A 26,369-nucleotide genomic window follows, 5' to 3' on the forward strand; every position below is an offset into this window, starting at 1 on the left:
GGCGAATCCGAACATGGATTGGAATATCCCGATTGCAAATCAAGAAGTTGCCACCGCATACGGCTCGTTCAAGGACTACGTGCTTGGTGTGGCGACGCATTTTGCCGGCTCAAGACTCCTCGAAGCCCTTGATCTGACGCCGCTGGAATCAGAAACAAAAATTGCGTTATCGAACGACTTCGCCGATTACTTCACGACTATCCGGAATGTGGGCGACCTCGTTCAAAGCATTGAGTCGGGCTACTACTCGCAGTTGTCTTTGCGACTGGCAACTATCCAGCTTTGCACTGCCTTCGAGGTCCTGTTTGATTCGATTACTCGCACCTACGGCGTCACTGCCGACAATGAGCCGGCGATCGAAGCCCCATACGGCGGAGCAGCACCGATCCAGCTCGGCAACAAGACAATTCGGCAGATACGCAAACTGCATCGCGTCCTGGAGATCGATACAGTCCTGAATGACGACGATGTCCTGTTAAAGCTTAGCGCCATCATCGAGCTACGCAATTGCTTTATCCATTCGGGAGGACGCGTACCAAACGAAGGGAAGCAGGTTCGGCTGAGTGTTTATGGGATCTCCGCCGAGGTGGGTGAATCAGTTCACCTCAAGCGCAACCACTTCGACGATTTCCTGCACTACGTCATTATTCACGTTCAGGCTTTCGTGAGATTTCTGCCGGAAATGACTGGTCGCACCATGCCCTCGACGTGATGCCCCTATGCGCGATGCGCTGGCTTCAGCGTCGACTATTCCTGCTGCATCGCGCAGCGTTATCATCGCCTCTGTAGGATTATCGTACGCAATCTTGTTCCCACGGAAGTCAGTTTCCAGGCTTTAGCTGCCTGTCACCGTATGCACGTCCCTGCTGGGGTTTGAGGCCCATCAGGGGCGGTTCGTATAGTCCCGCTCTAAGAAAAGTATCCCGGGATTGGCCTCTAGCCAAGTCCCGGTTGATCGAGTTTATATCCGCCTCATGGCTGCTATAAACTCTTTAATAGATCGCTTCGCTCCGCTCGCTCACTATCACACAAACCCCTCCGTAGGTTCCCCTCACGCAAATTGCGTGAGAGAGAAGGTGATGCAACCGCATCACCCGACCTATATGATTGGTAGTTGATACGATAAAAATTTACTTTAATCACGAATTACTTCTGTACAAACTATCGGGCGTGAACGCCCTGTCGTCTGGACAGAAGCAATTCGTTGTGTGCTCCAGCTTTTCTCCCGAGGGAAAACCACTCAGGTTGCTCGAATGTTGCTCGGACAACGACACTCCGAGCGATGCGCCCTGTCAAAGCGCGCACACTCCTCAAAAAGAACGCGTGGGGCGGCGTCAGCCATTCGCACGCGGGCCAGTGGAAGCGTGAGCTGCCTGATCGGCCTGTAGCGCTGTTCGATGCACCAGACACACTGTTGGCCTTACCCGGTCATCACGAACCGCCTGGAAGGGCCATATTGGGGCCACACCAATATCGACGATGTTGCCCTCGGCTCCCTGTCACGACATTGGCACAACCCTCCGCACGCGCGCCTGGCCAAAGCGCTCGATGTACAGGCGGTTCAACCGGCTCGCCTCGGATTGCGCGCACCCGAGGAATTTCCGGATCGATACGAGATTGCGCTTCAGACGACCTGCCACAACGGCCTCGTGGATCTCCTCGATCCGGCGGTCGTCATTCGACATGATGGGATCGGGACATGCATCGCTCGCGACCAGCTCTTCCTGGGCAATGGTCGCGACGTGAGTCGTGCACTGCTCGACACGACCTGCGGGCGTCACGTTCGGTATCGATGCGACTACCTCCAATCGCGACACGGTCGCGTTTCGGTCTGACGCGACTATCGCATGACTGGAGGCAACCGGCTGAGGTTCAACAAGTGCCACGGGAGTCGCGCCTTGACCGCCACGACCGCCTTGCAGCGATTCCGGCATCGGCACGTGCGACTCCAACGTAGTCGCATTACGGTCGTCTACGACTGCCGCGCGACGAGTCGCGACTGCCATGAGTCCCACGACGTACCAGCAGAAGCAAGCCGTCCCTTCGAGCACGACCACCAGCACGAAATTCATCAGCAGCTCCAGCCGCGCTTCAGTCGTGCCGAGCCACGGTGCGACCAGCGCAGTACCGGGCTCGGCGCGACGCGACTCACTCAGCTCCTGCGCGCGGCTAACCTGATCGCGCCGCCAGTCCTGCTCGGCCGCACGGCGTTTCGCCTCATCCGCCTCGGCATTGAGCACGGCGAGCTGCGCCGAAAGCTCCACCTTGCGCAGACGCAACGATCGGCACTCGCCCACGCAGCGACGCGCATTGACATGTGCCAGATCGATGCTGGCCTGCGCGACATCCTGCTCGATTACCGTCAAGTTACGACCCGCGGGCCCGGTCGCGACCGACGGTACTGCGACTACGGCGACCGTCTGCGCCCGCTCGTCGGCCGCATGCACATTCGCAAACGCCAGGACGTCCACCTGCCCCCTGAGCACGCTACATACAGCGAGGAGCCACAGAACTGCCAGCACGACGCGAGCGCGCGTCGGCGCGAACCGCCAGAGCATCGGCGCGAGATACATGCAGAGCACCGCCACGAGCGACGTTGCAACGGTACAAATTTGCTCCGTCACCGAACCGGCGCGAAGCATCCCGGCGTACACATTGATCCCAAGCGAGATGGCCGAGGCGAACAACGCCACGAGCAACGCGATCGTCCACATCACGCGCGGCATCACGACGGCACCACCATCGCGCTTGTCCGGCAGATCATCGGCCACCGGCTTGTAATTGATATTGTTCATCGTTCTGTTCCTTCCCGTGCGACAGCCGCACGCCGAAGCCTCCCGTTGCACCACCTTGCGCCTTCAGTGCATTCCCGGCAGTACGCTATTGCGCTGGCCACCCAGACCCAACAAGGCAGCGGACAGCAGCGACCAGGGCACGATGGAGCCATGCCCATGCGAAGGGACCGCCAGGAGGCGATTTCAGCACTCTGGCGGCCTTCGCAAGACATCGCCCGCAACTACAGCCGCCCGATGCACCGAACCTGTTGTCGCCCGATTTATTTGTTCTAGTTCGCATCCAGGTTTGCCGCGTCCATACCCGCGTCATCAAGCGAGTCGGAATCGAACGAATCCGACTGCATGCTGCCCGCCGGATCACCCTTGCCCTTCGGCTTCACCACACGCCGACGACCCGGCTTCTTCTTTTCCTCGACCTGGCTCGTGCCGAACAAGCGGCTGTGTTCGCCGTACTTCATCTTGAGAAACTGGTCGGCCTTCGTCATGTAGCGGATGTTCTCGCGCAGTGCTTCGCGTTTGGCATCGTCGTCCCAGTTGATCTCGCCCGTACCGACACCGTGACCGTACTTCTCGTGGAAGATCTTGTTGGCATTCGAATTCCAGTATTGGCCTTGGCCCTCCGTCACCTTGACCCAGTACTTGCCGAGTTGCTGTGCGATGTACACGTCGCGGCACGAATCTGCCGTGTAGAAGATCAGCACGTGCAGGTGCAGACCCGACTCGTCACCCTCTTCGAGCTTCCAGATGTAATCGACGATGCCGCGCAACAGCTTGTTGGTACGGCAATTGTTGAAGAACTTCTTGCGGTGCTTCTGGATCTCGTCGAGCGTGATCTTCGAGCGATGCTGCTCCTTGAAACCGAAGTGCAGCATCAGCACGAGCTGACGCGACTTGTTCTCGAACACCTGCTGCTCGATCGCGAGCCCCTTCGCCTCATTACGCGCTGCATTACGCACGCGAACACGCAGGCGCTCCTTGAACGCCGACGAAGCGACGATCTCGCTCACCTTGGCGACTACCTCGTTGAAGATCTCGCCATGCATCTTGCCCGTACTGAGATCGCGTTCACCCGGTTCGCTGAAGCGAAACGTGCGCGGATTCAAGCCTGCTGCATCAAGCGCCTCGACGACGACTTGCACGTGGGGGCTGAAGACACGACGCTCCGAATAAGCGTAGTTCATGAAGAACGTCTTGAGACGATGGAAGTACGTCAACGTCGACGTCTTTGCCTTCGACGCGACGATCACCTTGCCGCGATCATTCGTCTTGATGTCGAAGCCGACCCTGCTCATGTCGAATTCAATCTCACGCGCCATCGCTTCCATTGCGATGAGGTTCAACCTGAGCAAGCCAAATTCGTGACGCTCGCAGAGCGTCTCCTTATCGTCGATCACGACTCCTTCGGTGTTGGTTACCAGGTCCACGTATTCGTAAATCTTGCTGAAGTCGTCTTCTTCGAAAGACATGATTGATCACCTTTCAATATTCTCAAGCAGGAGTGCATCACCAGTTCCGCATCCTGCTTCGAATTTCATTAATTCATAGTGGCGAGCATCGAATGCCCATCACCTCTCTTATTGATTCACCACTCCTTTCCCTCAACACCAGTGCTCATCGACTAACCATCGACATCTCCTCATCCATCAATACCGATCTATATTTCGATACCTCTTTCTCTATTACATAGGCTCCATAAATCAGACCTCATACATCTTCACGATTCACGCAACGCTCACAGAAAAAACCCGGCGTATACCTAGAAAGAGTCCTTGTCGCGCGCCATACAGACTTATGACCGAGAAAATAGACGAAACATACCCTGCCGACAGCTCCCAAACATCGTGAGCCATTCAGCATCCGATAGACAGTCCGCCATCCCACTACTTGAGGGATGGCGAACGTCTCTGGTCGCAAGTTGTGTTGTTTCGGTCGTAGCTTGTATGTATCCGATGCAGCTTGTGGGTCACCCCGTCCGTTAAATCGTTGCCTTGCGCTGATCCGGGCTCGGCTCATACTGACTTGGTGATTTCAAATTACCATTCAGATTTCTTTCATTTGATCGTTCCGTTATTCGGCTGCGTGCACCGATCACGGCCCGACGCATCGGGACCGCAAACCGGCACGCTCCTGTGTTGCGATCTTGGCGATGCGAGTGAATGATTCATCACAGCGATGCCGCGTCGTGACCTGGCTCCTGATCTTTACTCTTCACTATAATCACCCCATTCACCGATCACCCTTCTTCGTCCGGATTGTGCAATATCGGAGAAATTCACGAATCCGGTTTTCAAGATTTTTGGCATTAATGCTGACTCTGTCCTCCTAACGCACAGAAACTGGCGTCCGCAACCTAGCTAACGAATCTCAGGCCGAGAGAAAAAGCCAAACGCTAGATGATTCTACAGTCGGATGCAATTCCGAAAGAATGGCTCGAAAGAATTTGCGATTTCCACTTCAATCCAAGTACGTCCAATAAAATCCAATACAATCCATTGGATTTTTTGAGATTTTGCATAAATACAACAAGGAGGAATGGCACTGACAAGGAAGTCGATAAACGTGCCGAGTCGTGAGCTAAAGGAGGAGACGGCGAGCATTGGCAGGCAGGGGGCCCGGAGCTCTTGGACGCAACTTCGTTCTGTGGACGAAGTAGAGCTTGATAGATGGTGCCCGGCATGACCGGGGCGAACGGGTAATCGTGGCGCAGCGAGCGGTATTTTTCGCCAGTGGCAATTTTTGATGGCTTACGCGGCAACATGAAGATCGCTCTTTTTGCTCTTTGAAGAGCGGAAAGAGCAGCTTTATTTATGCTGCGGGCACATCGTTTTTATTTGTTGCACCAGGCCGCAAGAGACAGCGACTGGTCAAGACTGTGCTAACGAGTGTGGATAAGGAATGGGAAGTGGAAGCCCGGCACGCACCTGCCGTAACCCGGCTGAGGCCGTGCCGCTTGCGCTCAATGACGCGAGATACCTCACTTTCGACGGGCGACCCGCGCCGCCACCCATGCGCAGACCCGTTCTTCGTCCCATCCCACCGCACCGTTCTCGCTCGTGCTGAGGGAAAAGCATTGGGGGAAGGTCGGATCGTAGTACCGCGAATGCGGGTTCATGCGGTAGTAGATCGAGCTGCGCTTGAGTCCGGTTAGCTCGATGACACGCGGCAAGCGGGCAACCTTGCCGACTTTCCGCTTCTCGCTGTCGGGGGTCGGCTGCGGCAATCCGGCCATATCGACTTGACTACCCTTCGAGCCCAGATCATTCTCTTTGGCCTCGACAACGTGGCCGTCAGACTGATCCCGCGACGGCGCCACGGATTCCTGCACTTTCGGCGCTCGAGCCTGAGGCGGCATAGTCGCCGGAGCCCGTGTAGGCTCCGGCGATTGATTATTGCATCCGGCATCGACATTCACATCACCGTCGTCGGGCACAAGGCCACAACGGCTCAAATAGGCAACCGCAGATTCCCTCAGGATGAAACTGCCCGGGGCCAGCGCCACGACGGGAGCGTATCTGGCGTCGACCACCGAGAGCTGACCTCGCGCAAACTCGTCCCGCAATGCCAGTTGATGGCGCACCTGAATCTCCGATTGCTCAAACTTGTACCGCTCCATGTCGGCAGCCGTCATCAGAATGGGTTCCCACGACGGTCGCTCCTTCAAGCCGAGCCAGGCATCAAGGAACGCGGCCTTGTCCTCGTCGGAATTCGGATAGCGCAGGGAAGGCAATCCCGGCAAGAGACGGCTCAGCGCACGCCGATCATCCTCGGTCAAGCGATACGGAGCCTCTGACAATTCGACGATCTGTAGTCGCGAATCGGATTCCTTCGGTAGTTCCGACGCCCCGTGTACTTCTTCAGCCCCGTGCCGTTCCCGAAGCGGATGATCTGGCGCGTGCTCGCTTTCGGACCGCGGCGCAACCTGCAAATGCTCCGGGGCCGATTGGCCGCCATTGTCGGCAAGCCGCGGCATTGGCACGCGATACCTCTGCATCTTGCCAACGATACACTCGATACCGTCGAAGTGCTGCGCCGCCGTCGGTCGGAGCGCCTCCGCTATCGCCTTGCAGAAGTTCGACGGCTCGATGAGTGGACCCGATGGTAGTTTGACGCGGACTTGCACTTGGACCCCGTTGGATTGCACTCGTAAGTTCCATGAGTATAAGGGAGCGCAATTCTCTCGACACCCTCCACTGAGCCAAGCTGGGCCACGCACCGCGGCACCTGAACGCTGCCGCTCTTCATTGCTTGAGCGATGTACTAGATCGGCAGCGAAGAAGCCAATGCTCAATGATGGGCCTGCCGATGGGCTGAAAAACAAAAAGCCCCGTAAGTCCTTGAACTTACGGGGCTTTCTCACCGCTTTTGGCGGAGACGGAGGGATTCGAACCCTCGATCCAGGTTTTGGCCCAGATGCTCCCTTAGCAGGGGAGTGCCTTCGACCTCTCGGCCACGTCTCCCAAACTTTCGCCCGCACCAGGGAGGCAGTGCGACGAGAACGAAATAATATAGGGTTTCGAACCGCTCGTCAATTTCCGTGATGCATTTTCTTCAACGCATCACGAAAAATTCACGATGCCTGGTCGAGTTCGAATGCCTTGTGCAGCGCGCGGACAGCCAGCTCCATGTATTTCTCGTCGATCAGCACCGAAATCTTGATTTCGGACGTCGAGATCATCTGGATGTTGATGCCCTCTTCCGACAGCGTGCGGAACATCTTGCTCGCGACGCCCACGTGCGAACGCATGCCGACGCCGACGACCGACACCTTCGACACCTTCGGGTCGCCCTGCACGTGCTCGGCGCTCACGTGGCCCTTCACCTGGTTGGTGAGGATGTCCATCGCCTTCTGGTAGTCGCCACGGCCGACCGTGAACGTGAAGTCGGTCTTGCCCTGGACGCTCTGGTTCTGGATGATCATGTCGACGTCGACGTTCGCATCCGCGACCGGGCCGAGGATCTGATACGCGATGCCCGGCTTGTCGGGCACGCCCATCACAGCAATGCGTGCTTCGTCGCGCTGGAACGCGATGCCGGAAATGACTGCCTTTTCCATGGTCTCGTCTTCTTCAAAAGTAATCAGGGTGCCCGAGCGCATTTCTTCGTCGAGCGCAATCAGCGGATCGGTCAGGCTCGACAGCACACGCGTCTTCACCTGGTATTTGCCGGCGAATTCGACCGAGCGGATCTGCAGGACCTTCGAGCCGAGGCTGGCCATTTCCAGCATTTCCTCGAACGTCACGCGATCGAGGCGGCGCGCCTCTTCGACGACGCGCGGATCGGTCGTGTAGACGCCGTCGACGTCCGTATAAATCAGGCACTCTTCGGCACCCAGCGCGGCCGCGACCGCCACTGCCGACGTATCCGAGCCGCCACGGCCCAGCGTCGTGATGTGGCCGTCCGGATCGACGCCCTGGAAGCCCGTGATGATCACGACCTTGCCTGCATTCAGATCGGCCTTCACGCGTTCGTCGTCGATCGAGTGAATGCGCGCTTTCGTGAACGCGCTGTCGGTCTTGATCGGCACTTGCCAGCCGGCGTAGCTCACGGCCTCGACGCCGATTTCCTGCAGCGCGATCGACAGCAGGCCGACGCTGACCTGCTCGCCGGTCGACGCGATCATGTCGAGCTCGCGCGGGCTCGGCTGGCTCGAAATCTCTTTCGCAAGACCGAGCAGACGGTTGGTTTCGCCGGACATCGCCGAAGGCACGACTACCATCTGGTGCCCGGCCTGATGCCATTTTGCGACGCGTTTCGCGACGTTCTTGATGCGCTCGACCGAGCCCATCGAAGTGCCGCCGTATTTGTGTACGATGAGTGCCATTGTCGTTCTGAACTGGAGGAGAAGCCGCACGGGCGCGCTGGGCAGGCCGCGTAGCCGTTCGGTCACGCGGCTTGTGGCTGTGGACGGACGACGAGGGGGACGGCTGGGACGCAACACGCAAGCGTGACGGATTTTGCCCGGAAGGCCGATCAGGCCGCGCAAACCGGGTACGTCACGCGGAAAACCTGCACAAATCGCTCAAAAATCGAGCCGAGCAAACGACCGAGCGTACCCGATAGAGGCCCGCTTGACAAGCCGCTCGCGGCATCCGGGGCCGTTCCGGCGCTGTTTACCAAATGGTGAAAATGCGCGTGCGATCGCGCGGCATGCGACCTGTCGCCGTCAGGCAATCAGCAGGTCCGGACGCCACTCGATCCGGCGCCACGCGCCGTCACCGGGCGCCCCGCCGCCGGACAAGCCGGCATCGCGATTCACGCCAAGGCGCGGCACGTAGATCAGCAAGTCGCCGGAGAACAGCAGCGGCACGTCGCGCTGCCAGGCGGGCACGCCACGCTCCTGGAACAGGTTCTTCAGCGTACGGCCCGGGCCGCCCGGCGACGTGCGCATCCGCTCGCCGCCCGCTCGGGCACGCGCCGCCAGCCGCGCGCCGCGCAGCCGCGCCTCCGGCACCGCGTCGGCGCTTCCCGCGTCGGCCGGTGCGAACACGAACGTGCCGCGCCATCCCGGCAGGCGCCAGACTTCCTGCCCGTCCCACGCGAGCACCGCTTCCGGGTGCGGGCTCCCGGTGCCGTCGTCGGCCGGTTCGCTGCTGTCGCCCGCTTCCCAGTAGACGACGTCGCGATAAAGGCGCAGGCATTGCCCCGCGTGATCGACGCGCAGCGCATGGGCGACATTCGTGGCACGCAACTGCCGCATCATGTTGGCGAGCCGGGCAGCCGACGCGCCCGGCAAGCCGAGCCGGCGCATCCAGAAGCGCAGCAGGTTCGCGCCGCGCGTGTCGTCGAAAGCGACCAACGCGTCGCGCGACAGTGCCTGCCCGTCATCGCGCGCGGCAACGGCGAAGTCGAGTTCGGCCAGATCGTCGAGCAGTCGCTGCGCGGCCGCCGCATGCTGGGCCGCGCGGCCGAGCGCATCGCGAAAGCCCGGGAAATGCACGGCCAGCGCCGGCAGCACGTCGATGCGCAACGCATTGCGCGCGAAACGCGTGTCGTTGTTCGATTCGTCGTCGATCCATGCCAGGTCGCGCTGCGTCGCATAGCGCTCGAGTTGCGCGCGCAACAGTCGCAGCAGCGGGCGTACGCGCTCGACGCTCACGCCGTCAGGGCGGTAACGCGGCGCCATGGCGGCAAGCCCCGCGATCCCCGCGCCGCGCAGCAACTGCAGCAGCACGGTCTCGGCCTGGTCGTCCGCATGCTGCGCGAGCCACAGCGCGGCCGCGCCGTGGCGTTCGCACATCTCGTCGAGCGCCGCATAGCGCTGCTCGCGCGCCGTCGCCTCGACGCCGAGGCCGCTGTCGCGCGGCACGTCGACGCGCATCGATTCGAATGCGACACCGAGCGCTACGGCACTCGCCTCGGCGTGCGCCACCCACGCGTCGGCGTTCGCACTCAGCCCGTGATGCACGTGCAGCGCGACGCAACGCGATGCGCCCGCGACGCGCACGGCCGCATCGAGCAGCACCGTCGAGTCGAGGCCGCCGCTGTAAGCGATCGCGATGCGTGCATCGGCCGGCATGCCGGAAAGCGCAACGCCGACCGCGTCGAGGACGACGCGGTCGGCGGAGAATTCGGTGGGTGGAATCACGAGAGGAACGCGCGCGCAGCGGCGCGCGATTGGAGGGCGCAGCCGGTCATGCGCCCGGCGTGGTTTCCTTGAACTTGCCGTAGGCCATCAGGCGCTCGAAGCGGCGCTCGCGCAGCGCATCGATGCTCATCCCCTGGAACTGGCGCAGCGAATCGGCCAGCGCACGGCGCAGCAGCGCGGCCATGCCCTTCGGATCACGATGCGCGCCGCCGAGCGGCTCGTTGATGATCTTGTCGATCAGGCCCAGCGCCTTCAGGCGGTGCGCGGTCAGGCCCAGCGCTTCCGCTGCTTCCGGCGCCTTCGCGGCACTCTTCCACAGGATCGACGCACAGCCTTCCGGCGAGATCACCGAGTAGGTCGAGAATTGCAGCATCATCACGGTGTCGGCCACCGCGATCGCGAGCGCGCCGCCCGAACCGCCCTCGCCGATCACCGTCGTGATGATCGGCGTCTTCAGTTCGGCCATCACGTAAAGGTTGCGGCCGATCGCCTCCGACTGGCCGCGCTCTTCCGCGCCGATGCCCGGGTACGCGCCCGGCGTGTCGACGAACGTGAAGATCGGCAGACCGAACTTCTCGGCGAGACGCATCAGGCGTTCGGCCTTGCGATAGCCTTCCGGACGCGGCATCCCGAAGTTGCGCGCGGCGCGCTCCTTCGTGTCGCGGCCCTTCTGGTGACCGATCACCATGCACGGATGGCCGCCGAAGCGCGCGAGGCCGCCGACGATCGACACGTCGTCCGCGAATGCGCGGTCGCCGTGCAGCTCGTGAAAATCGGTAAACAGCTCCGCAACGTAATCGAGCGTGTACGGACGCTGCGGATGCCGCGCGATCTGCGAGACCTGCCACGGCGACAGGTTCGCGTAGAGGTCTTTCGTCAGTTGCTGGCTTTTCTTCGACAACCGCTCGATTTCTTCCGAAATGTCGACAGCCGAGTCGTCCTGCACGAATCGCAGCTCTTCGATCTTGGCCTCGAGTTCGGCGATCGGCTGTTCGAAATCCAGAAACGTGGTCTTCATGTGTTCGAATCCTTGGGTCTTGCGGCAGCGCGTATTCTACCCGCGCGGGCGACGCTCAAAACCGGCTCTCAACTATTGACGTTTAAAACCCGATAGCCGCCACTCAGGCGTCGGCGTCGGGTGCATCGAGGCTGCGCCACATGTACCAGGTCGCGACGGTGCGCCACGGTTCCCAGTTGGCGGCAACCTCACGCGCCTCGCTGCGCGTGACGGGTTCCCCGCTGAAGTAATTGACGCTGATCGCGCGGATCAGGCCCGGGTCGTCGAGCGGCAGGACGTCCGGCCGCGACAAATTGAAGATCAGGAACATCTCGGCCGTCCAGCGACTGATGCCGCGGATCTGCGTGAGTTCCGCGATCACGTCCTCGTCGTCCATCGACGTCCATTTGTCGACGTGCAGCGCACCCGACACGAAATGCTGCGCGAGATCGAGGATGTATTCCGTCTTGCGCTTCGACAGCCCGCACGCGATCAGCTTGTCGGCGCCGAGCCGGATCACCGGCTGCGGCGCGAGTTTCGGACAGGCATCGCCGATGCGCGCCCACAGCGACTGCGCGGACGGCACTGAAATCTGCTGGCCGACGACCGAGCGCGCGAGCGTGACGAACGGATCGCCGCGCTTCACGAGATGCGCGGGACCGAACTTCGGAATCAGTTTCTTCAGGATCCGGTCGCGCTTGACGAGGTCGGCGCATGCCTTGTCCCAGTATGCAGGACGCACGACGACCTCCTCGCCGTCCGCTTCGGACGCACGGGCCTTGCGGGCCGCGTCGGCGGCCGGCAACGCAGCCGCCGGCTGCGCATGACCGTTGAGCGCGCCGTTCGGCACGGCGCGCGTCGCGTCCGTCTTCGCCGGCGGCACGCGCTTGGCTGCCGGACGCGCGGCGACCGGGGTCGCGCGCCTGACCGGCGCTTTTCTGGCCGTTGCCATCTTGCCTCCTACCTGACGGATCGGTCAGTGGAACGCGCCGCGCTCATACGCGACGCCATTCGGTCGATCCGCCCGGTTTGTCTTCAAGTGCGATACCCGTCTCGAGCAGTTCCGCCCGGATCCGGTCCGCTTCGGCATAGTCCTTCGCTTGCTTCGCCGCGACACGCGCGGCGATCTTCGCTTCGATCTCGTCGGCGGCGAGCCCGCCCGCCTGCGCGGCGCCGGACGCCTGCTGCAGGAACGCGCGCGGTTCGCGCCCCAGCAGGCCGAGCAGGCCCGCCAGCTGCTTCAGTTGCCGCGCGAGCGATGCGTCGCCCGTGCGATTCACCTCGCCCGCCAGCTCGAACAGCGTCGCCACCGCGACCGGCGTGTTGAAATCGTCGTTCATCGCGGCGGCGAAACGTTGCGCGTGCGGCTCGTTCCAGTCAAGCGCGAGCGTGTCGGCTTCAACATCTTTCAGTGCGGTATAGAGACGCGTGAGCGACGCGCGCGCATCGTCGAGATGCACGTCGCTGTAATTGAGCGGCGAACGGTAGTGCGTGCGCACGATGAAGAAGCGCATGACTTCGGCATCGTAGCGTTCGAGCACTTCGCGGATCGTGAAGAAGTTGCCGAGCGATTTCGACATCTTCTCGTTGTCGACCTGCACGAAGCCGTTGTGCATCCAGTAATTGACGAACGTCTGGCCGGTCGCGCCTTCGCTCTGCGCGATCTCGTTCTCGTGGTGCGGGAATTGCAGATCCTGGCCGCCCCCGTGGATGTCGAAATGCTCGCCGAGCAGCGTGCAGCCCATCGCCGAGCACTCGATGTGCCAGCCCGGGCGACCCATCCCGTACTTCGACGCCCACGACGTGCCCTCCGGATCCTCCGGCTTCGCGCGCTTCCACAGCACGAAATCGAGCGGATCCTCCTTCGCGTCGTTCGCGGCGACGCGCTCGCCCGCGCGCAGGTCGTCGAGCGACTTGCCCGACAGCTTCCCGTAGTTCGCGAACTTGCGCACCGAGTAGTTGACGTCGCCGTCGGTCGCCTGGTACGCGTAGCCGTTCGTCTCGAGCGTCTCGATCATGCCGAGCATCTGCGGGATGAACTCGGTCGCGCGCGGCTCGATGTCGGGCCGCTGGATGCCGAGCGCGCTTTCATCGTCGTGCATCGCGCCGATGAACCGGTCGGTCAGCGACTTGATCGTCTCGCCGTTCTCGACCGCGCGGCGGATGATCTTGTCGTCGATATCGGTGATGTTGCGCACATACGTGACCCGGTAACCGATCGCACGCAACCAGCGCTGGACGAGGTCGAACACGACCAGCATGCGCGCGTGGCCCACGTGACAATAGTCGTATACGGTGATTCCGCATACGTACATCCGCACTTCGCCGGACTGGCGCGGCACGAAGACTTGCTTGTCACGCGCGAGCGTGTTGTAGATGCGCAGTGATTCCATAGAGATGAACCGTGAGCCGAAGGAAACCGCCCTGGCGAAGCTCGCCCAGCATGCGAAACGGACGGACCATCTGCTGCGGCACCAGGCCGAGCGTCCTCGATATCACATGGGGCGGTCAGGCTGCAAGCACAGCGGTGACGGCCACGAGAGGCAAAGAAAGACTGTCTGCCGCTCGCCGGAACGCGCAGACGTTTTGTTAGAATGGCTCGGAGTATAACATTCCGATTTACGCCTATGAAACCTCATCGCGGCCGCGCGCAGAGCGCTGCGACCCTCGTTGCGACCACCGTCATGGGCGTCGCGCTGACGCTTTTCGCGGCTCCCGCGGCGCATGCGCAGAAGGCCCCGGCCACCGCCGACGGCACGCCCGAAATCGACGCATCGATCGCCGGCAAGCAGTGGAAGCAGGCGCTCGCGCAGCTCGACGCGCGCATCGCATCGAACCCGCACGACGTGCAGGCGCAGTTCAAGCGCGGCACGGTGCTGGCCCGCCTGAACCGCGATGACGACGCGATCCAGCAGTTCGTCGCGATCACGCAGGCGTACCCCGAACTGCCCGAGCCGTACAACAACCTTGCGGCGCTTTACGCGAAGCATGGCCGTTACGACGAAGCGCGCACCGCGCTCGTCACGGCGACGCAATCGAACCCGGGCTACTCGCTCGCATACGAGAACCTCGGCGATCTCTACCTGCGCCTCGCGGCCGAGTCGTACAAGCGCGCACAATCGCTCGGCCGCACGAGCGGCGCGACCGCGCAGCGCCTTGCCGATCTCCAGAAGATCGTGTCGCCGCCGAAGGCCGCGCCGAATGCCCGTGCAACCGCACCGGCCACGCGCGACTACGCCGACCGCGCAGCCGCGAACGTGAGCACCACCACGCTGCCGATGTCGCCGACGTTCCAGTTCAGCGGTCCGTCGGGCGCACTGGCGGCGCCGTACGTCGCGCCGTCGAAATAAGCGGCGCGGCCTTCTTTCCCTCCCAACCTGAGGATCGCAATGAAACGTCTGTTGCTGGCGCTTGGCGGCGCCGCCCTTCTCGCGACCGCGACCGCACCTGCGTTCGCGCAATCGGCTACCGCGCACCCCGTCGTGCAGCTGAAGACCTCGCAGGGCGACATCCGCGTCGAGCTCTACCCGGAGAAGGCGCCGAAGTCCGTCGCCAACTTCCTCGATTACGTGAAGGCCGGCCAGTACAACGGCACGATCTTCCATCGCGTGATCAAGGGCTTCATGATCCAGGGCGGCGGCTACAAGACCAACTTCGAGGAGAAGCCGACCCGCGCGCCGATCCCGCTGGAGAGCCGCAATGGTCTGAAGAACCTGACGGGCACGATCGCGATGGCACGCACGAGCGATCCGAACTCGGCCACCGCGCAGTTCTTCATCAACACGGTCGACAACAGCGGCCTCGACTACCCGAACCCGGACGGCAACGGCTATGCGGTGTTCGGCAAGGTCGTGTCGGGCCTCGACGTCGTGAAGAAGATCGAAGGCGTCGCGACGACCTCGCGCGGCCCGATGCAGGACGTGCCCGCGCAACCGATCGTGATCGAATCGGCCAGCATCGTCTCGAAGTAAGAACCTGCCGGCACGTCCGGCGCCTCACGCGGCCGCGTCGCACGACCGGCCGCGTGCCATTTAAACCGCCTCACCGAAGGAATTCATCATGGTTGAACTGCATACGAACCACGGCGTGATCAAGCTCGAGCTCGACGCCGCGAAGGCACCGAAGACGGTCGAGAACTTCCTGAACTACGTGAAGAAGGGCCACTACGACGGCACCGTGTTCCATCGCGTGATCAACGGCTTCATGATCCAGGGCGGCGGCTTCGAGCCGGGCCTGAAGCAGAAGCCGACCGATGCGCCGATCGACAACGAGGCGAACAACGGCCTGAAGAACGACAACTACACGGTCGCGATGGCGCGCACGAACGATCCGCACTCGGCGACCGCCCAGTTCTTCATCAACGTGAACGACAACGACTTCCTGAACCATTCGTCGCCGACGCCGCAGGGCTGGGGCTACGCCGTGTTCGGCAAGGTCGTCGAAGGCCAGGACGTGGTCGACAAGATCAAGGGCGTCAAGACGGGCAACGCCGGTTTCCACCAGGACGTGCCGACTGACGACGTCGTGATCGAGAAGGCCGTCGTGGTCTGACGCGTCGTTACGGAGGCACTTCGATGTTGCAGGAGAGTCCGCCGCGAAGCGTCTCCGCGGGCGTGCCGGGCGAGCGCGAATACGCGCAAGCCGCACGCCCGTTCCTGTTTCTCTCCGATCTGCACCTGAGCGAAGCGATTCCGAAGACGGTCGCTGCGTTCGAGCATTTCGTGAAATACACCGCCGACAGCGCCGACTCGGTGTTCATCCTCGGCGACCTGTTCGAATACTGGATCGGCGACGACATCCTCGACGACGATCCATTTGCAGCACGCATGGCCGCGCTGATGCACACGTTCTCGGAGCGCGGCATTGCACTCTACGTGATGCACGGCAATCGCGATTTCCTGCTCGGCCGGCGCTTCATGAAGGCAGCCGGCGCGATGCTGCTACCGGATCCTTCGCTGATCATGGCATTCGGCCAGCGCATCGTGCTCGCCCATGGCGACGCACAATGCACGGCCGACCGCGGCTACCAGGTGTTCCGCCGCTTCGCACGCAACCGCGCTGCGCAATGGCTGTTTCTCGCATGGCCGTTCCGCTGGCGCCGCGCGCTCGCGCAGCGCATGCGCTCGAACAGCGAAGCGGGCCGGATGCGCCCCGCTTCGGCGATTTACGATGTCACGCGTGACGGCGTGGCCGCGCTGTTCCGGAAAAGCCGCGCGAGCGTGATCATTCACGGCCACACGCACCGCCCTGCGCGGCACATGGAACCAGGTGGCATCCGCTGGGTGCTGCCCGACTGGGATCTCGACCACGGCAAGCCGCGCGGCGGCTACCTGCGCGTCGATGCGGAAGGCATCCACGCGATGCCGCTCGACTGACACCGCCGCTGCCGTCGCACCAACCGGCAACAGCGGGCATCCATTGAATTACACCTGGCGCTCGACCGACTTGCCTTCCAGCACGGCCGACAGCCGGCGCAGATCGAGGCGCGCCGCATCGGCGCCCTGCAGCGTTTCCAGATGCGTGCCGAGCCGCTCGAGTGCGGCGACGATCTCGTCGACGCGGCGGCTTTCCTTCGCCGCATGATCGATCAGGCCATGAATCGCAAGCGACATCGGATCGTCGGCATTCGGCGTGATCCCGTATGCGCAGAACGCCGCGCGTTCGGGCTGCGACTTCGGCTGCGCCGGCATCACGATGCGCGCCGGATTGCCGACCGCCGTACCGCCCGCCGGCACCGGCTTCACGACGACCGCATTCGAGCCGATCTTCGCGCCCGCACCGACCGTGAAGCCGCCGAGCACCTTCGCGCCGGCGCCGACGATCACACCGGCCTCGAGCGTCGGGTGGCGCTTGGCGCCGCGCGTGAGCGACGTGCCGCCCAGCGTCACGCCCTGATAGATCGTGCAATCGTCGCCGACGATCGCCGTCTCGCCGATCACGACGCCCATCCCGTGATCGATGAACACGCGCCGGCCGATCGTCGCGCCGGGGTGAATCTCGATCCCCGTCAGGAACCGGCCGGCCTGCGATGCGAAACGCGCGAGCCAGAAGCGCTTCGCGCGCCAGCATGCGTGTGCGAAACGATGCAGCACGAGCGCATGCAACCCCGGATAACAGGTCAGCACTTCCCATGCACTGCGAGCGGCGGGATCCCGCTCGCGAATCGTTGCAACGTCTTCGCGCAGTCTCGTGAACATGATGTGGTCTGGGAAAAGGCCGGCGCGCATCGCCGACGATGACCGGCCGTTATCGCGCCGGGTAATTTACTTATGACGTTTGGCGATTGTAGGGCGAGTCACGAACGGCCGCACGCGCTCGCCAGTTCACCCCGCAGACGGCGCGGGTATTCGGGCGGAACGCTTGCAGTTGCCGGGTTTGCGGGGTGGTCGACCAAGTGGAGCAAGCCGCCCCGGCGCTTTCGGTGGCCAACCCGGCACCCGTCGACGGGGGTGGTTGCCCCGCGCGCCGGGACTTCCGGCAATCCGTGCGCCGACCGCTTACGCGTCGCCGCCGGGCTTGCCCGATTTCAGCAGGATGTGCTTCGCGACACCGCGCAGGATGTTGACCTCCTCGCGCTCGAGGCCCGTGCGTGCGAACAGCCGCCGCAGCCGCGGCATCAGCTTCTTCGGATTGCGCGGATCGAGGAAATCGAGCGCGATCAGCGCGTTCTCGAGGTGCACGTACATCCGCTCGATCTCGTCGCTCTGCGCAAGCGTGCCGGCTTCGGCCGACGGTTGCGCCGGCGGCTCGCTCGCCTGCTCGAGAAACGCGACGCGCAACTCGTACGCAAGCACCTGCACGGCCTGTGCGAGATTCAGCGAACTGTAGGCCGGGTTCGCTGGAATATGGGCCAGCGCGCTGCACTGCTCGACATGCTCGTTCGCGAGGCCCGTGCGCTCGTTGCCGAACACGAGCGCGATGTCGCCCGTGCCGACCTGCGCGCACGCCTGCCTGGCCGCGGCACGCGGCGCCAGGCGCGGCGGCCCGTATTCGCGCGCGCGTGCGGTCAGCGCGATCGACCAGTGAACGCCGGACAGCGCGTCGCCGAGCGTCGGCACGACGTGCGCGGACGCGAGGACGTCGTCCGCGCCGCTGGCCATCGCGATCGCCTCGGGATCGCTCTGCACGTGCGGCACGCGCGGCGCGACCAGCACGAGACGTGAAAATCCCATCGTTTTCAGTGCGCGGGCAGCCGCCCCGACATTGCCGGGATGGCTCGGCTCGACGAGCACGAAACGGGTGGACGTGAAGCCGCCGGACGGCGACCAGGACGAGGCCGCGCCCGGCTCGGACGGCGCGGCGGTGATCTGCGGGGTTTCCACTACGATACGACTCGGTTCATCAGAATGGCAGTATGGTATCGCCATCGTCGCAGCAAACCCACTCGTCCGGACGGATAGTGGGGGTTTCCCCGTATTCCGGTTACCTGAAACCGCCAAAAATCGGGTAAAATCATGCCCTTACGCGTTGCGCACCGTGCAGCGCGGGTCGTACCCCGTTCTTTGTCAATTCGCGTCTCATCTCGCCTGCCGCGCTTGCGCCGCGCCGGGCGGTTGTTCCACTTCGTGGCGGCCCGTGCCGCCGGCTACAGGATCCAGGCTCATGCATCCCATGCTCAACATTGCTGTCAAGGCTGCGCGCCGCGCCGGACAGATCATCAATCGCGCTTCCCTCGATCTCGACCTGATCGAGATCCGCAAGAAGCAGCAGAACGACTTCGTCACCGAAGTGGACAAGGCCGCCGAAGACGCGATCATCGAGACGCTGAAGACCGCCTACCCCGACCACGCGATCCTCGCGGAAGAATCGGGCGAATCGGAGAACGAATCCGAATTCAAGTGGATCATCGATCCGCTCGACGGCACGACCAACTTCATCCACGGCTTCCCGTACTACTGCGTATCGATCGCGCTCGAGCACAAGGGCGTCGTCACGCAGGCTGTCGTCTACGATCCGAACAAGAACGACCTGTTCACGGCCACCCGCGGCCGCGGCGCGTACCTGAACGACCGCCGCATCCGCGTCGGCCGCCGCGACCGCCTGTCGGACGCACTGGTCGGCACGGGCTTCCCGTTCCGCGAAAAGGACGGCCTCGATGCCTACGCGCGCCTCTTCACCGAAATGACGCAGGCCTGCACGGGCCTGCGCCGTCCGGGCGCAGCCGCACTCGATCTCGCGAACGTCGCGGCCGGCCGCCTCGACGCGTTCTTCGAACAGGGCATCAACGTGTGGGACATGGCGGCGGGCAGCCTGCTGATCACCGAGGCCGGTGGCCTCGTCGGCAACTACACGGGCGACGCCGACTTCCTGCATCGCCATGAAATCGTCGCCGCGAATCCGAAGATCTACGCGCAGATGATCCCGATCCTGAAGGGTTACACGCACGTGCATCCGGCGGCGGAGTAAGCCCCGGCCGCGCCTGCACGGCGCGGCTTTCGCGCTTACCGCTCGCGGGCATCGTCATGACGGCGCGCCATTCGCCTCCCGTTGCCGGGAGGCGGGACAATCTTCCCGCACAAGGGTCGCTTCGTGCGCCTATCCTGAAGTTGCTTGAGTTGTTCGGGCCGGTCGGCGCACTTGCGCATGCATGGCCCTTCCCGCAATGACAATGATGGGTTTGCGTCCGGCATGCCCGCACGGCGGACAACACCGCCGGCCAGCCGGCCCCCGACCGTATCAACACCGCCACGACGCCGTGGCAATCGCATCCGAGTTCCCATGTTACGGCTAAGCGAAATTAAACTCCCCCTCGACCACCCCGAGAGCGCGCTCGAGGCCGCGATTCGCGCGCGCCTCGCGGAGCTTGGCGTGGCCGCGGACGGGCTCCTCCGTTACACCGTGTTCCGCCGTGCGCACGATGCGCGCAAGCGCGCCGACATCAAGCTCACGTATATCGTCGATGTCGAAGTCACGGACGAAGCGGCCGCGATCAAGCGCCTCGCCGGCAAGCCGCATTGCGGCGTGACGCCCGACATGGCGTACCACTTCGTCACGAAGGCGCCCGAGCACGGCAATTTCCTGCGCCCGGTCGTGATCGGCATGGGGCCGTGCGGCCTGTTCGCGGGGCTGATCCTCGCGCAGATGGGTTTCCGCCCCATCATCCTGGAACGCGGCAAGGCCGTGCGCGAACGCACCAAGGACACCTTCGGCCTGTGGCGCAAGAGCGTGCTCAACCCCGAATCCAACGTGCAGTTCGGCGAAGGCGGGGCCGGGACGTTCTCCGACGGCAAGCTGTACAGCCAGATCAAGGATCCGAACCACTATGGCCGCAAGGTGCTGGACGAATTCGTCAAGGCCGGTGCGCCGGACGACATCCTGTATCTGAGCCGGCCGCACATCGGCACGTTCCGCCTCGTCAGCATGGTGGAAAAGATGCGCGCGTCCATCCACGAACTGGGTGGCGAAGTGCGTTTCGAAACGCGGGTCGACGACATCGAGATTGATCAGGGCAAGGTGCGCTCGCTGAAGCTGTCGAACGGCGAAACGCTGCAGTGCGACCACGTGGTGCTGGCCGTGGGCCACAGCGCGCGCGACACCTTCCAGATGCTGCACGATCGCGGCGTCTTTATCGAAGCCAAGCCGTTCTCGCTGGGTTTTCGCATCGAGCATCCGCAGGGGCTGATCGATCGCAGCCGCTTCGGCAAGTTCGCGGGCCACAAGCAGCTCGGCGCGGCGGACTACAAGGTGGTGCATCACTGCAGCAATGGGCGCGCCGTCTACAGCTTCTGCATGTGCCCGGGCGGCACGGTGGTCGCGGCGACCTCCGAGCCGGGCCGCGTGGTCACCAACGGCATGAGCCAGTATTCGCGCGCCGAGCGCAACGCGAATGCGGGCATCGTCGTCGGCATCACGCCGGACGACTATCCCGGCGGCCCGCTGGCGGGCATCGCGTTCCAGCGCAAATGGGAAGAGCGCGCGTTCGAACTCGGCGGCGGCGATTACCGCGCGCCGGGCCAGCTGGTTGGCGATTTCATCGCCGGCCGGCCGTCGACGTCGCTGGGCTCCGTGGAGCCGTCGTACAAGCCGGGCGTGAACCCGACCGATCTCAGCACCGCGCTGCCGGACTATGTGATCGAAGCGATCCGCGAAGCCCTCCCCGAGATCGACAAGAAGATCGCCGGCTTCGCGATGCACGATGCGGTGCTCACCGGTGTCGAAACGCGCACTTCGTCGCCGATCCGGATTCGACGCAAGGACGATTACCAGAGCATGAACGTCGAGGGGCTGTATCCGGCGGGTGAAGGTGCGGGGTATGCGGGCGGCATCTATTCGGCGGCCATCGACGGGATCGAAGTCGCGCAGGCGGTGGCGCTCAGCATGACGTCGGGGCAAGCGGCCTGATGTACGAGACGAGTCGGCGCGCGAAGGTTCTCGACCTGAGCGGCGCCGACCGTCTCATGGCCGGCCAGGAGCGCGGTCGGACGGCGCGCGAGAATGACCGCCGCCGGTCGCGCAATCTCCGGCAACCTGGCCGAATGGCCAACTTCGCGCGTGCATGCCGAAGCCACTGGTAAACTCGGGCAACCAAAGCAACAACTTCACGCCTGACTTATGACCACGCTGTCGCCCGACGCCTTCGCCGGCCACACTCCAATGATGCAGCAGTACCTCCGCATCAAGGCCGACCATCCCGACACGCTTGTCTTCTACCGGATGGGCGACTTCTACGAGCTGTTCTTCGAAGACGCGGAGAAAGCCGCACGCCTGCTCGACCTGACCCTCACGCAACGCGGTGCCACCGCCGGCACGCCGATCAAGATGGCCGGCGTACCGCATCACGCGGTTGAGCAGTATCTTGCGAAGCTCGTGAAAATGGGCGAATCGGTCGCGATCTGCGAGCAGATCGGCGATCCCGCCACGTCGAAGGGCCCCGTCGAGCGCAAGGTCGTGCGCGTCGTCACGCCCGGCACGCTGACCGATGCCGCGCTGCTGTCCGACAAGAACGACGTTTACCTGCTCGCGATGTGCACGGGCCACAACAAGCGCGGCGTCGCGGTGAACATCGGCCTTGCATGGTTGAACCTCGCAAGCGGCGCGCTGCGGCTCGCCGAAATCGAACCCGATCAGCTCGCGGCCGCGCTCGAGCGCATCCGGCCGGCCGAGATCCTGACGCCGGACGGTGCGACCGACGCCGTGCCGGCCGGCGCGGGCGCCAGCAAGCGCGTGCCGGCCTGGCACTTCGACATCGCATCGGGCACGCAGCGCCTGTGCGACCAGCTCGATGTCGCGAGCCTCGACGGCTTCGGGGCGCATTCACTCACGAGCGCGTGCGGCGCGGCCGGCGCGCTGCTGCTGTATGCGGCCGCCACGCAAGGCCAGCAACTGCGGCACGTGCGCAGCCTGAAGGTCGAGAACGAAACGGAGTACATCGGTCTCGATCCGGCCACGCGCCGCAACCTCGAGCTGACCGAGACGCTGCGCGGCACCGAGTCACCGACCCTGTATTCACTGCTCGACACCTGCTGCACGACGATGGGCAGCCGGCTGCTGCGTCACTGGCTGCATCACCCGCCGCGCGCGTCGGTCGCTGCACAGTCGCGCCAGCAGGCAATCGGTGCACTGCTCGATGCACCGGCCAATGCAAGTCTCGATGCGCTGCGCAGCGCGCTGCGCCAGATCGCCGACGTCGAACGGATCACCGGGCGTCTCGCGCTGCTGTCCGCCCGCCCGCGCGACCTGTCGAGCCTGCGCGACACGTTCGCTGCGCTGCCGGCACTGCGCGAGCGCATCAGCGCGATCGTCGCGAACGCGGACTCACTCACCCGCGTCGACGCAGCACTCGCACCGCCCGCCGAATGCCTCGACCTGCTGACCAGCGCGATTGCGCCCGAGCCGGCCGCGATGGTGCGCGACGGTGGTGTCATCGCGCGCGGCTACGACGCCGAGCTCGACGAGTTGCGCGACATCTCGGAGAACTGCGGGCAGTTCCTGATCGATCTCGAAGCGCGCGAACGCACGCGCACCGGCATCGCGAACCTGCGCGTCGAATACAACAAGGTGCACGGGTTCTACATCGAGGTCACGCGCGGCCAGACCGACAAGGTGCCCGACGATTACCGCCGGCGCCAGACGTTGAAGAACGCCGAGCGCTACATCACGCCCGAACTGAAGACCTTCGAGGACAAGGCGCTGTCCGCGCAGGAACGCGCACTGGCGCGCGAGCGCGCGCTGTACGACGCGGTGCTGCAGGCACTGCTGCCGTTCATCCCGGAGTGCCAGCGCGTCGCATCGGCACTCGCCGAGCTCGACCTGCTCGCCGCATTCGCCGAACGCGCCCGCGCACTCGACTGGGTCGCCCCCACCTTCACCGACGAGATCGGCATCGAAATCGAACAGGGCCGCCACCCTGTCGTCGAGGCACAGGTCGAACAGTTCATCGCGAACGACTGCCGCTTCGGCACCGAGCGCAAGCTGCTGCTGATTACCGGTCCGAACATGGGCGGTAAATCGACATTCATGCGGCAGACCGCGTTGATCGCGCTGATGGCCTACGTGGGCAGCTACGTGCCGGCCAAGTCGGCATGCTTCGGCCCGATCGACCGGATCTTCACACGGATCGGCGCGGCGGACGATCTCGCGGGCGGCCGCTCGACGTTCATGGTCGAGATGACCGAAGCCGCTGCGATCCTCAACGACGCGACGCCGCAAAGCCTCGTGCTGATGGACGAGATCGGCCGCGGCACGTCGACGTTCGACGGCCTCGCGCTCGCATGGGCCATCGCGCGCCACCTGCTGGCGCACAACGCGTGCTACACGCTGTTCGCGACGCACTACTTCGAGCTGACGCAACTGCCGGCCGAATTCCCGCAAGCGGCCAACGTCCACCTGTCGGCCGTCGAGCACGGCCACGGCATCGTGTTCCTGCACGCGGTCAACGAAGGTCCGGCCAACCAGAGCTACGGCCTGCAGGTCGCGCAGCTCGCAGGCGTTCCGGCGCCCGTGATCCGCGCTGCGCGCAAGCACCTCGCGTATCTCGAACAGCAGTCGGCGTCGCAGCACACGCCGCAACTCGACCTGTTCAGCGCGCCGCCGGTGGCCGCCGACGATCTCGAATGCGCGGACGCGCCGGCGCTGCCCGACACACCGCATCCGGCGCTCGAAAAACTGCGCGACATCGATCCCGACGATCTCAAGCCGCGCGAGGCGCTCGACCTGCTGTACGAACTGCGCACGCTGGTCCGGTCGCACGATGTCGACGGACACGCGTAAGCGCATCCCGCGCGGCCTGCCGGCGCGCACGGCCGCCGCGCTCGTTGCGGCCGTGCTCACGCTCGCGCAGGCCACCGCGCTGGCCGCGCCGCCGAAGCGCAGCACCACGCCCTACTCGTTCGCGGTCGTGTCGGGTGTGATGAATGCCCCTGCGGACGAGCCCGCCGCCCAGCGGCTGCTCGATGCGATCGCGCGCGAGCGCAACCTCGCGTTCGTCGTCTATGCGGGCGATCTCAAGGGTTCGAAGGAAGCGTGCCGCGATGCACTGTATTCGCAGCGTGGCGCGATCCTGGATGCGGCACGCGTGCCGCTCGTGTTCATTCCCGGCCACGACGACTGGGTAACGTGCAACACCGCGGCTGGCGGCGGCTACGATCCGGTCGAGCGGCTCGATTTCCTGCGGCAGACGCTGCTCGCCGATTCGGCACTGCCCGACCCCGGCGCGCTGCAAATCACGCGGGAAAGCGAAGTCGCACGGTTCCGGCCGTATCGGGAAAACGCACGCTGGATGCGCGACGACATCGTCTACGTCGCGCTCAACGCGCCGGCGCCGAACAACCACTACCTGACGGCCGGCGGGCGCAACGGCGAATTCGAGGACCGCATCATCGCGAACGGTTTCTGGATCGACCACGCGGCCGAATACGCGAAGCGGCGGGAGGCACGTGCGATGGTGGTGATGTTCGAAGGCGATCCGCAGTTCGAACGCTATGAACGCGCGGAACGCTTCGCATGGCTGCGCTTCAACCGGCCGCGCGTGCGCGACGGCTTCCGTGAATTGAAACGAACGCTGGTGAAGGCGGCGGCGACGTTCCGCGGCCCGATACTCGTGATGCATGCGAGCGGCGAGCCGCTTGCAAACGGTTTTCTGATCGACCGCCCGCTGCGGGCAGATGACGGTGAACTGGTGGGTAACGTGACGCGCGTCGCGATCGGACCGCGCCATCCGACGAATCAGTGGGTCAAGGTGAGCGTGTCGCCGGCACGGCAGACGATCTTCAACGTGAGCCTGCAGGAGGTGCCGAAGAACCTGCCCGTGCCGCCCGCGCTGCCACTCGCGCCGCGTGACGACGTGCCGCTGCCGCAGATGCCGGAAATCCCTGCGTTGCCGGCGCTGCCCGACGCGTCGTCGGTCGCGCCGCCATTACAGGGTGACGGCGCCGCACCGGGCGGCGCATCGTGGCCGGCGCCCGCCCCTGCGTCGGGGCCGGCACCCGGCCTGCCTGCGAGCTCAGTGCAGGGTACGCCCTGACGGCGCGTCACCGTCTTCGTCTTCGTCCTCGTCGACGATCTCGAGCCCTTCCGCACCATGTGCGTGCTCATGCTCGATTTCGTCTTCGGTGGCTTCGCGAACGTCCTTCACGGTGAGCGCGAAACGCAGCGCCATGCCTGCCAGCGGGTGATTGCCGTCGAGCACGACCTTGTCTTCGGCAATGTCGGTGACCGTGTAGATCAGCGAATCGACTTCCTCGTCGCCGTCTTCCGGCGTGCCTTCGAACTGCATGCCCACTTCGAGCGGCTCGGGAAAACGATCGCGCGGCTCGATCTTCACGAGTTCGGGATCGTAGTCGCCGAACGCGTCCTGCGGCTCGAGCTGAACCTGCGCCTCGTAGCCCGGCTCATGGCCGTCGAGCTGTTCCTCGATCTTGGGGAACGTGCCATCATAGCCGCCGTGCAGATAGACCATCGGCTCGTCGCTTTCCTCGATCAGGTTGCCCTGTGTATCCGACAGCTTGTAAGTGACGGACACGACGGTGTTTTTTGCGATTTTCATCCAATTCTC

The 26,369-nt window shown here is 63.8% G+C and carries 20 protein-coding genes and 1 tRNA gene; 9 read left to right on the forward strand and 12 right to left on the reverse strand.

Going from position 1 to position 26,369, the window contains the following annotated elements; all coding sequences use genetic code 11:
• Nucleotides 1–13 precede the first annotated feature (13 nt).
• Entirely contained in the window at nt 14–712 is a 699-nt protein-coding gene (locus LXE91_RS16980; RefSeq protein ID WP_039364690.1) for a hypothetical protein, read from the forward strand.
• A gap of 787 nt (nt 713–1,499) precedes the next feature.
• Here the strand turns inward: LXE91_RS16980 and LXE91_RS16985 are convergent.
• From LXE91_RS16985 to cysS, 9 genes are all read right to left on the reverse strand, one after another.
• Nucleotides 1,500–2,795, reverse strand: coding sequence for a hypothetical protein (locus LXE91_RS16985; RefSeq protein ID WP_052760022.1), 1,296 nt, complete (start codon nt 2,793–2,795; stop codon nt 1,500–1,502).
• Between the two features lie 269 nt (nt 2,796–3,064).
• Nucleotides 3,065–4,261, reverse strand: coding sequence for an inovirus-type Gp2 protein (locus LXE91_RS16990; RefSeq protein WP_052760023.1), 1,197 nt, complete (start codon nt 4,259–4,261; stop codon nt 3,065–3,067).
• Nucleotides 4,262–5,769: 1,508 nt separating this feature from the next.
• Nucleotides 5,770–6,936, reverse strand: a complete 1,167-nt coding sequence (locus tag LXE91_RS16995) for a helix-turn-helix transcriptional regulator (RefSeq protein WP_198113731.1) — start codon at nt 6,934–6,936, stop codon at nt 5,770–5,772.
• A gap of 222 nt (nt 6,937–7,158) precedes the next feature.
• A tRNA-Ser gene (locus LXE91_RS17000) sits at nt 7,159–7,252 on the reverse strand.
• A 110-nt stretch (nt 7,253–7,362) separates the two neighbouring features.
• On the reverse strand, nt 7,363–8,616 hold the full coding sequence (locus LXE91_RS17005) for an aspartate kinase (RefSeq protein ID WP_039364692.1): 1,254 nt from the start codon (nt 8,614–8,616) through the stop codon (nt 7,363–7,365).
• Nucleotides 8,617–8,958: 342 nt separating this feature from the next.
• Nucleotides 8,959–10,380 carry a tRNA lysidine(34) synthetase TilS gene (tilS, locus tag LXE91_RS17010; protein ID WP_039364694.1) on the reverse strand — a complete coding sequence of 474 codons (1,422 nt, stop codon included), beginning with the start codon at nt 10,378–10,380 and terminating at the stop codon, nt 8,959–8,961.
• Between the two features lie 46 nt (nt 10,381–10,426).
• Nucleotides 10,427–11,398 (reverse strand): acetyl-CoA carboxylase carboxyltransferase subunit alpha, encoded by a 972-nt coding sequence (locus LXE91_RS17015; RefSeq protein ID WP_039364696.1) that lies wholly within the window; start codon nt 11,396–11,398, stop codon nt 10,427–10,429.
• Between the two features lie 103 nt (nt 11,399–11,501).
• Entirely contained in the window at nt 11,502–12,329 is an 828-nt protein-coding gene (locus LXE91_RS17020; RefSeq protein ID WP_039364698.1) for a DNA-3-methyladenine glycosylase family protein, read from the reverse strand.
• Nucleotides 12,330–12,372: 43 nt separating this feature from the next.
• Nucleotides 12,373–13,770 carry a cysteine--tRNA ligase gene (cysS, locus tag LXE91_RS17025; RefSeq protein ID WP_039364700.1) on the reverse strand — a complete coding sequence of 466 codons (1,398 nt, stop codon included), beginning with the start codon at nt 13,768–13,770 and terminating at the stop codon, nt 12,373–12,375.
• Nucleotides 13,771–14,004: 234 nt separating this feature from the next.
• Here cysS and LXE91_RS17030 point away from each other — a divergent pair, with 234 nt between their 5' ends.
• The 4 genes from LXE91_RS17030 to LXE91_RS17045 all read left to right on the forward strand — a co-directional run bounded on the left by LXE91_RS17030 (nt 14,005) and on the right by LXE91_RS17045 (nt 16,752).
• The gene (locus LXE91_RS17030; RefSeq protein ID WP_039364702.1) at nt 14,005–14,727 is read left to right on the forward strand and encodes a tetratricopeptide repeat protein; all 723 of its coding nucleotides are present in this window, start codon (nt 14,005–14,007) and stop codon (nt 14,725–14,727) included.
• A 39-nt stretch (nt 14,728–14,766) separates the two neighbouring features.
• Nucleotides 14,767–15,348 carry a peptidylprolyl isomerase gene (locus LXE91_RS17035; protein WP_011352517.1) on the forward strand — a complete coding sequence of 194 codons (582 nt, stop codon included), beginning with the start codon at nt 14,767–14,769 and terminating at the stop codon, nt 15,346–15,348.
• An 88-nt stretch (nt 15,349–15,436) separates the two neighbouring features.
• Nucleotides 15,437–15,928 (forward strand): peptidylprolyl isomerase, encoded by a 492-nt coding sequence (locus LXE91_RS17040; protein ID WP_006478428.1) that lies wholly within the window; start codon nt 15,437–15,439, stop codon nt 15,926–15,928.
• A 23-nt stretch (nt 15,929–15,951) separates the two neighbouring features.
• Nucleotides 15,952–16,752 carry a UDP-2,3-diacylglucosamine diphosphatase gene (locus LXE91_RS17045; RefSeq protein ID WP_039364704.1) on the forward strand — a complete coding sequence of 267 codons (801 nt, stop codon included), beginning with the start codon at nt 15,952–15,954 and terminating at the stop codon, nt 16,750–16,752.
• A 48-nt stretch (nt 16,753–16,800) separates the two neighbouring features.
• Here LXE91_RS17045 and cysE read toward each other — a convergent pair whose 3' ends face one another.
• Together cysE and LXE91_RS17055 are read right to left on the reverse strand one after the other, a co-directional pair.
• Entirely contained in the window at nt 16,801–17,604 is an 804-nt protein-coding gene (cysE, locus tag LXE91_RS17050; RefSeq protein WP_076841630.1) for a serine O-acetyltransferase, read from the reverse strand.
• 270 nt (nt 17,605–17,874) lie between these two features.
• Nucleotides 17,875–18,699 (reverse strand): RNA methyltransferase, encoded by an 825-nt coding sequence (locus LXE91_RS17055; protein WP_039364708.1) that lies wholly within the window; start codon nt 18,697–18,699, stop codon nt 17,875–17,877.
• 280 nt (nt 18,700–18,979) lie between these two features.
• On the opposite strand from LXE91_RS17055, the gene LXE91_RS17060 reads away from it, so the two are divergent.
• From LXE91_RS17060 to LXE91_RS17075, 4 genes are all read left to right on the forward strand, one after another.
• A complete protein-coding gene (locus LXE91_RS17060) occupies nt 18,980–19,783 on the forward strand; it encodes an inositol monophosphatase family protein (protein WP_039364710.1) in 804 nt (267 codons plus the stop codon).
• Between the two features lie 312 nt (nt 19,784–20,095).
• Nucleotides 20,096–21,718 carry an NAD(P)/FAD-dependent oxidoreductase gene (locus LXE91_RS17065; protein ID WP_039364712.1) on the forward strand — a complete coding sequence of 541 codons (1,623 nt, stop codon included), beginning with the start codon at nt 20,096–20,098 and terminating at the stop codon, nt 21,716–21,718.
• Nucleotides 21,719–21,928: 210 nt separating this feature from the next.
• Nucleotides 21,929–24,586 carry a DNA mismatch repair protein MutS gene (gene mutS / locus LXE91_RS17070; RefSeq protein WP_039364714.1) on the forward strand — a complete coding sequence of 886 codons (2,658 nt, stop codon included), beginning with the start codon at nt 21,929–21,931 and terminating at the stop codon, nt 24,584–24,586.
• On the forward strand, nt 24,567–25,838 hold the full coding sequence (locus LXE91_RS17075; RefSeq protein WP_172625593.1) for a hypothetical protein: 1,272 nt from the start codon (nt 24,567–24,569) through the stop codon (nt 25,836–25,838). Before mutS ends, LXE91_RS17075 begins: the two co-directional genes overlap by 20 nt.
• On the opposite strand, the gene LXE91_RS17080 is transcribed toward LXE91_RS17075, so the two are convergent.
• Nucleotides 25,818–26,360 carry an FKBP-type peptidyl-prolyl cis-trans isomerase gene (locus tag LXE91_RS17080; RefSeq protein ID WP_039364715.1) on the reverse strand — a complete coding sequence of 181 codons (543 nt, stop codon included), beginning with the start codon at nt 26,358–26,360 and terminating at the stop codon, nt 25,818–25,820. The genes LXE91_RS17075 and LXE91_RS17080 overlap by 21 nt on opposite strands.
• Between the last annotated feature and the right edge of the window lie 9 nt (nt 26,361–26,369).

The organism is Burkholderia contaminans (genome assembly GCF_029633825.1).
In the GTDB taxonomy this organism is placed as follows: domain Bacteria; phylum Pseudomonadota; class Gammaproteobacteria; order Burkholderiales; family Burkholderiaceae; genus Burkholderia; species Burkholderia contaminans.

Coding starts and splice junctions, on each gene's coding strand:
- LXE91_RS16980 (WP_039364690.1), top strand. CDS start 14: ATGGATTGGAATATCCCGATTGCAAATCAAGAAGTTGCCACCGCATAC.
- LXE91_RS16985 (WP_052760022.1), bottom strand. CDS start 2,795: ATGAACAATATCAATTACAAGCCGGTGGCCGATGATCTGCCGGACAAG.
- LXE91_RS16990 (WP_052760023.1), bottom strand. CDS start 4,261: ATGTCTTTCGAAGAAGACGACTTCAGCAAGATTTACGAATACGTGGAC.
- LXE91_RS17005 (WP_039364692.1), bottom strand. CDS start 8,616: ATGGCACTCATCGTACACAAATACGGCGGCACTTCGATGGGCTCGGTC.
- LXE91_RS17015 (WP_039364696.1), bottom strand. CDS start 11,398: ATGAAGACCACGTTTCTGGATTTCGAACAGCCGATCGCCGAACTCGAG.
- LXE91_RS17020 (WP_039364698.1), bottom strand. CDS start 12,329: ATGGCAACGGCCAGAAAAGCGCCGGTCAGGCGCGCGACCCCGGTCGCC.
- cysS (WP_039364700.1), bottom strand. CDS start 13,770: ATGGAATCACTGCGCATCTACAACACGCTCGCGCGTGACAAGCAAGTC.
- LXE91_RS17030 (WP_039364702.1), top strand. CDS start 14,005: ATGAAACCTCATCGCGGCCGCGCGCAGAGCGCTGCGACCCTCGTTGCG.
- LXE91_RS17035 (WP_011352517.1), top strand. CDS start 14,767: ATGAAACGTCTGTTGCTGGCGCTTGGCGGCGCCGCCCTTCTCGCGACC.
- LXE91_RS17040 (WP_006478428.1), top strand. CDS start 15,437: ATGGTTGAACTGCATACGAACCACGGCGTGATCAAGCTCGAGCTCGAC.
- LXE91_RS17045 (WP_039364704.1), top strand. CDS start 15,952: ATGTTGCAGGAGAGTCCGCCGCGAAGCGTCTCCGCGGGCGTGCCGGGC.
- cysE (WP_076841630.1), bottom strand. CDS start 17,604: ATGCGCGCCGGCCTTTTCCCAGACCACATCATGTTCACGAGACTGCGC.
- LXE91_RS17060 (WP_039364710.1), top strand. CDS start 18,980: ATGCATCCCATGCTCAACATTGCTGTCAAGGCTGCGCGCCGCGCCGGA.
- LXE91_RS17065 (WP_039364712.1), top strand. CDS start 20,096: ATGTTACGGCTAAGCGAAATTAAACTCCCCCTCGACCACCCCGAGAGC.
- mutS (WP_039364714.1), top strand. CDS start 21,929: ATGACCACGCTGTCGCCCGACGCCTTCGCCGGCCACACTCCAATGATG.
- LXE91_RS17075 (WP_172625593.1), top strand. CDS start 24,567: ATGTCGACGGACACGCGTAAGCGCATCCCGCGCGGCCTGCCGGCGCGC.
- LXE91_RS17080 (WP_039364715.1), bottom strand. CDS start 26,360: ATGAAAATCGCAAAAAACACCGTCGTGTCCGTCACTTACAAGCTGTCG.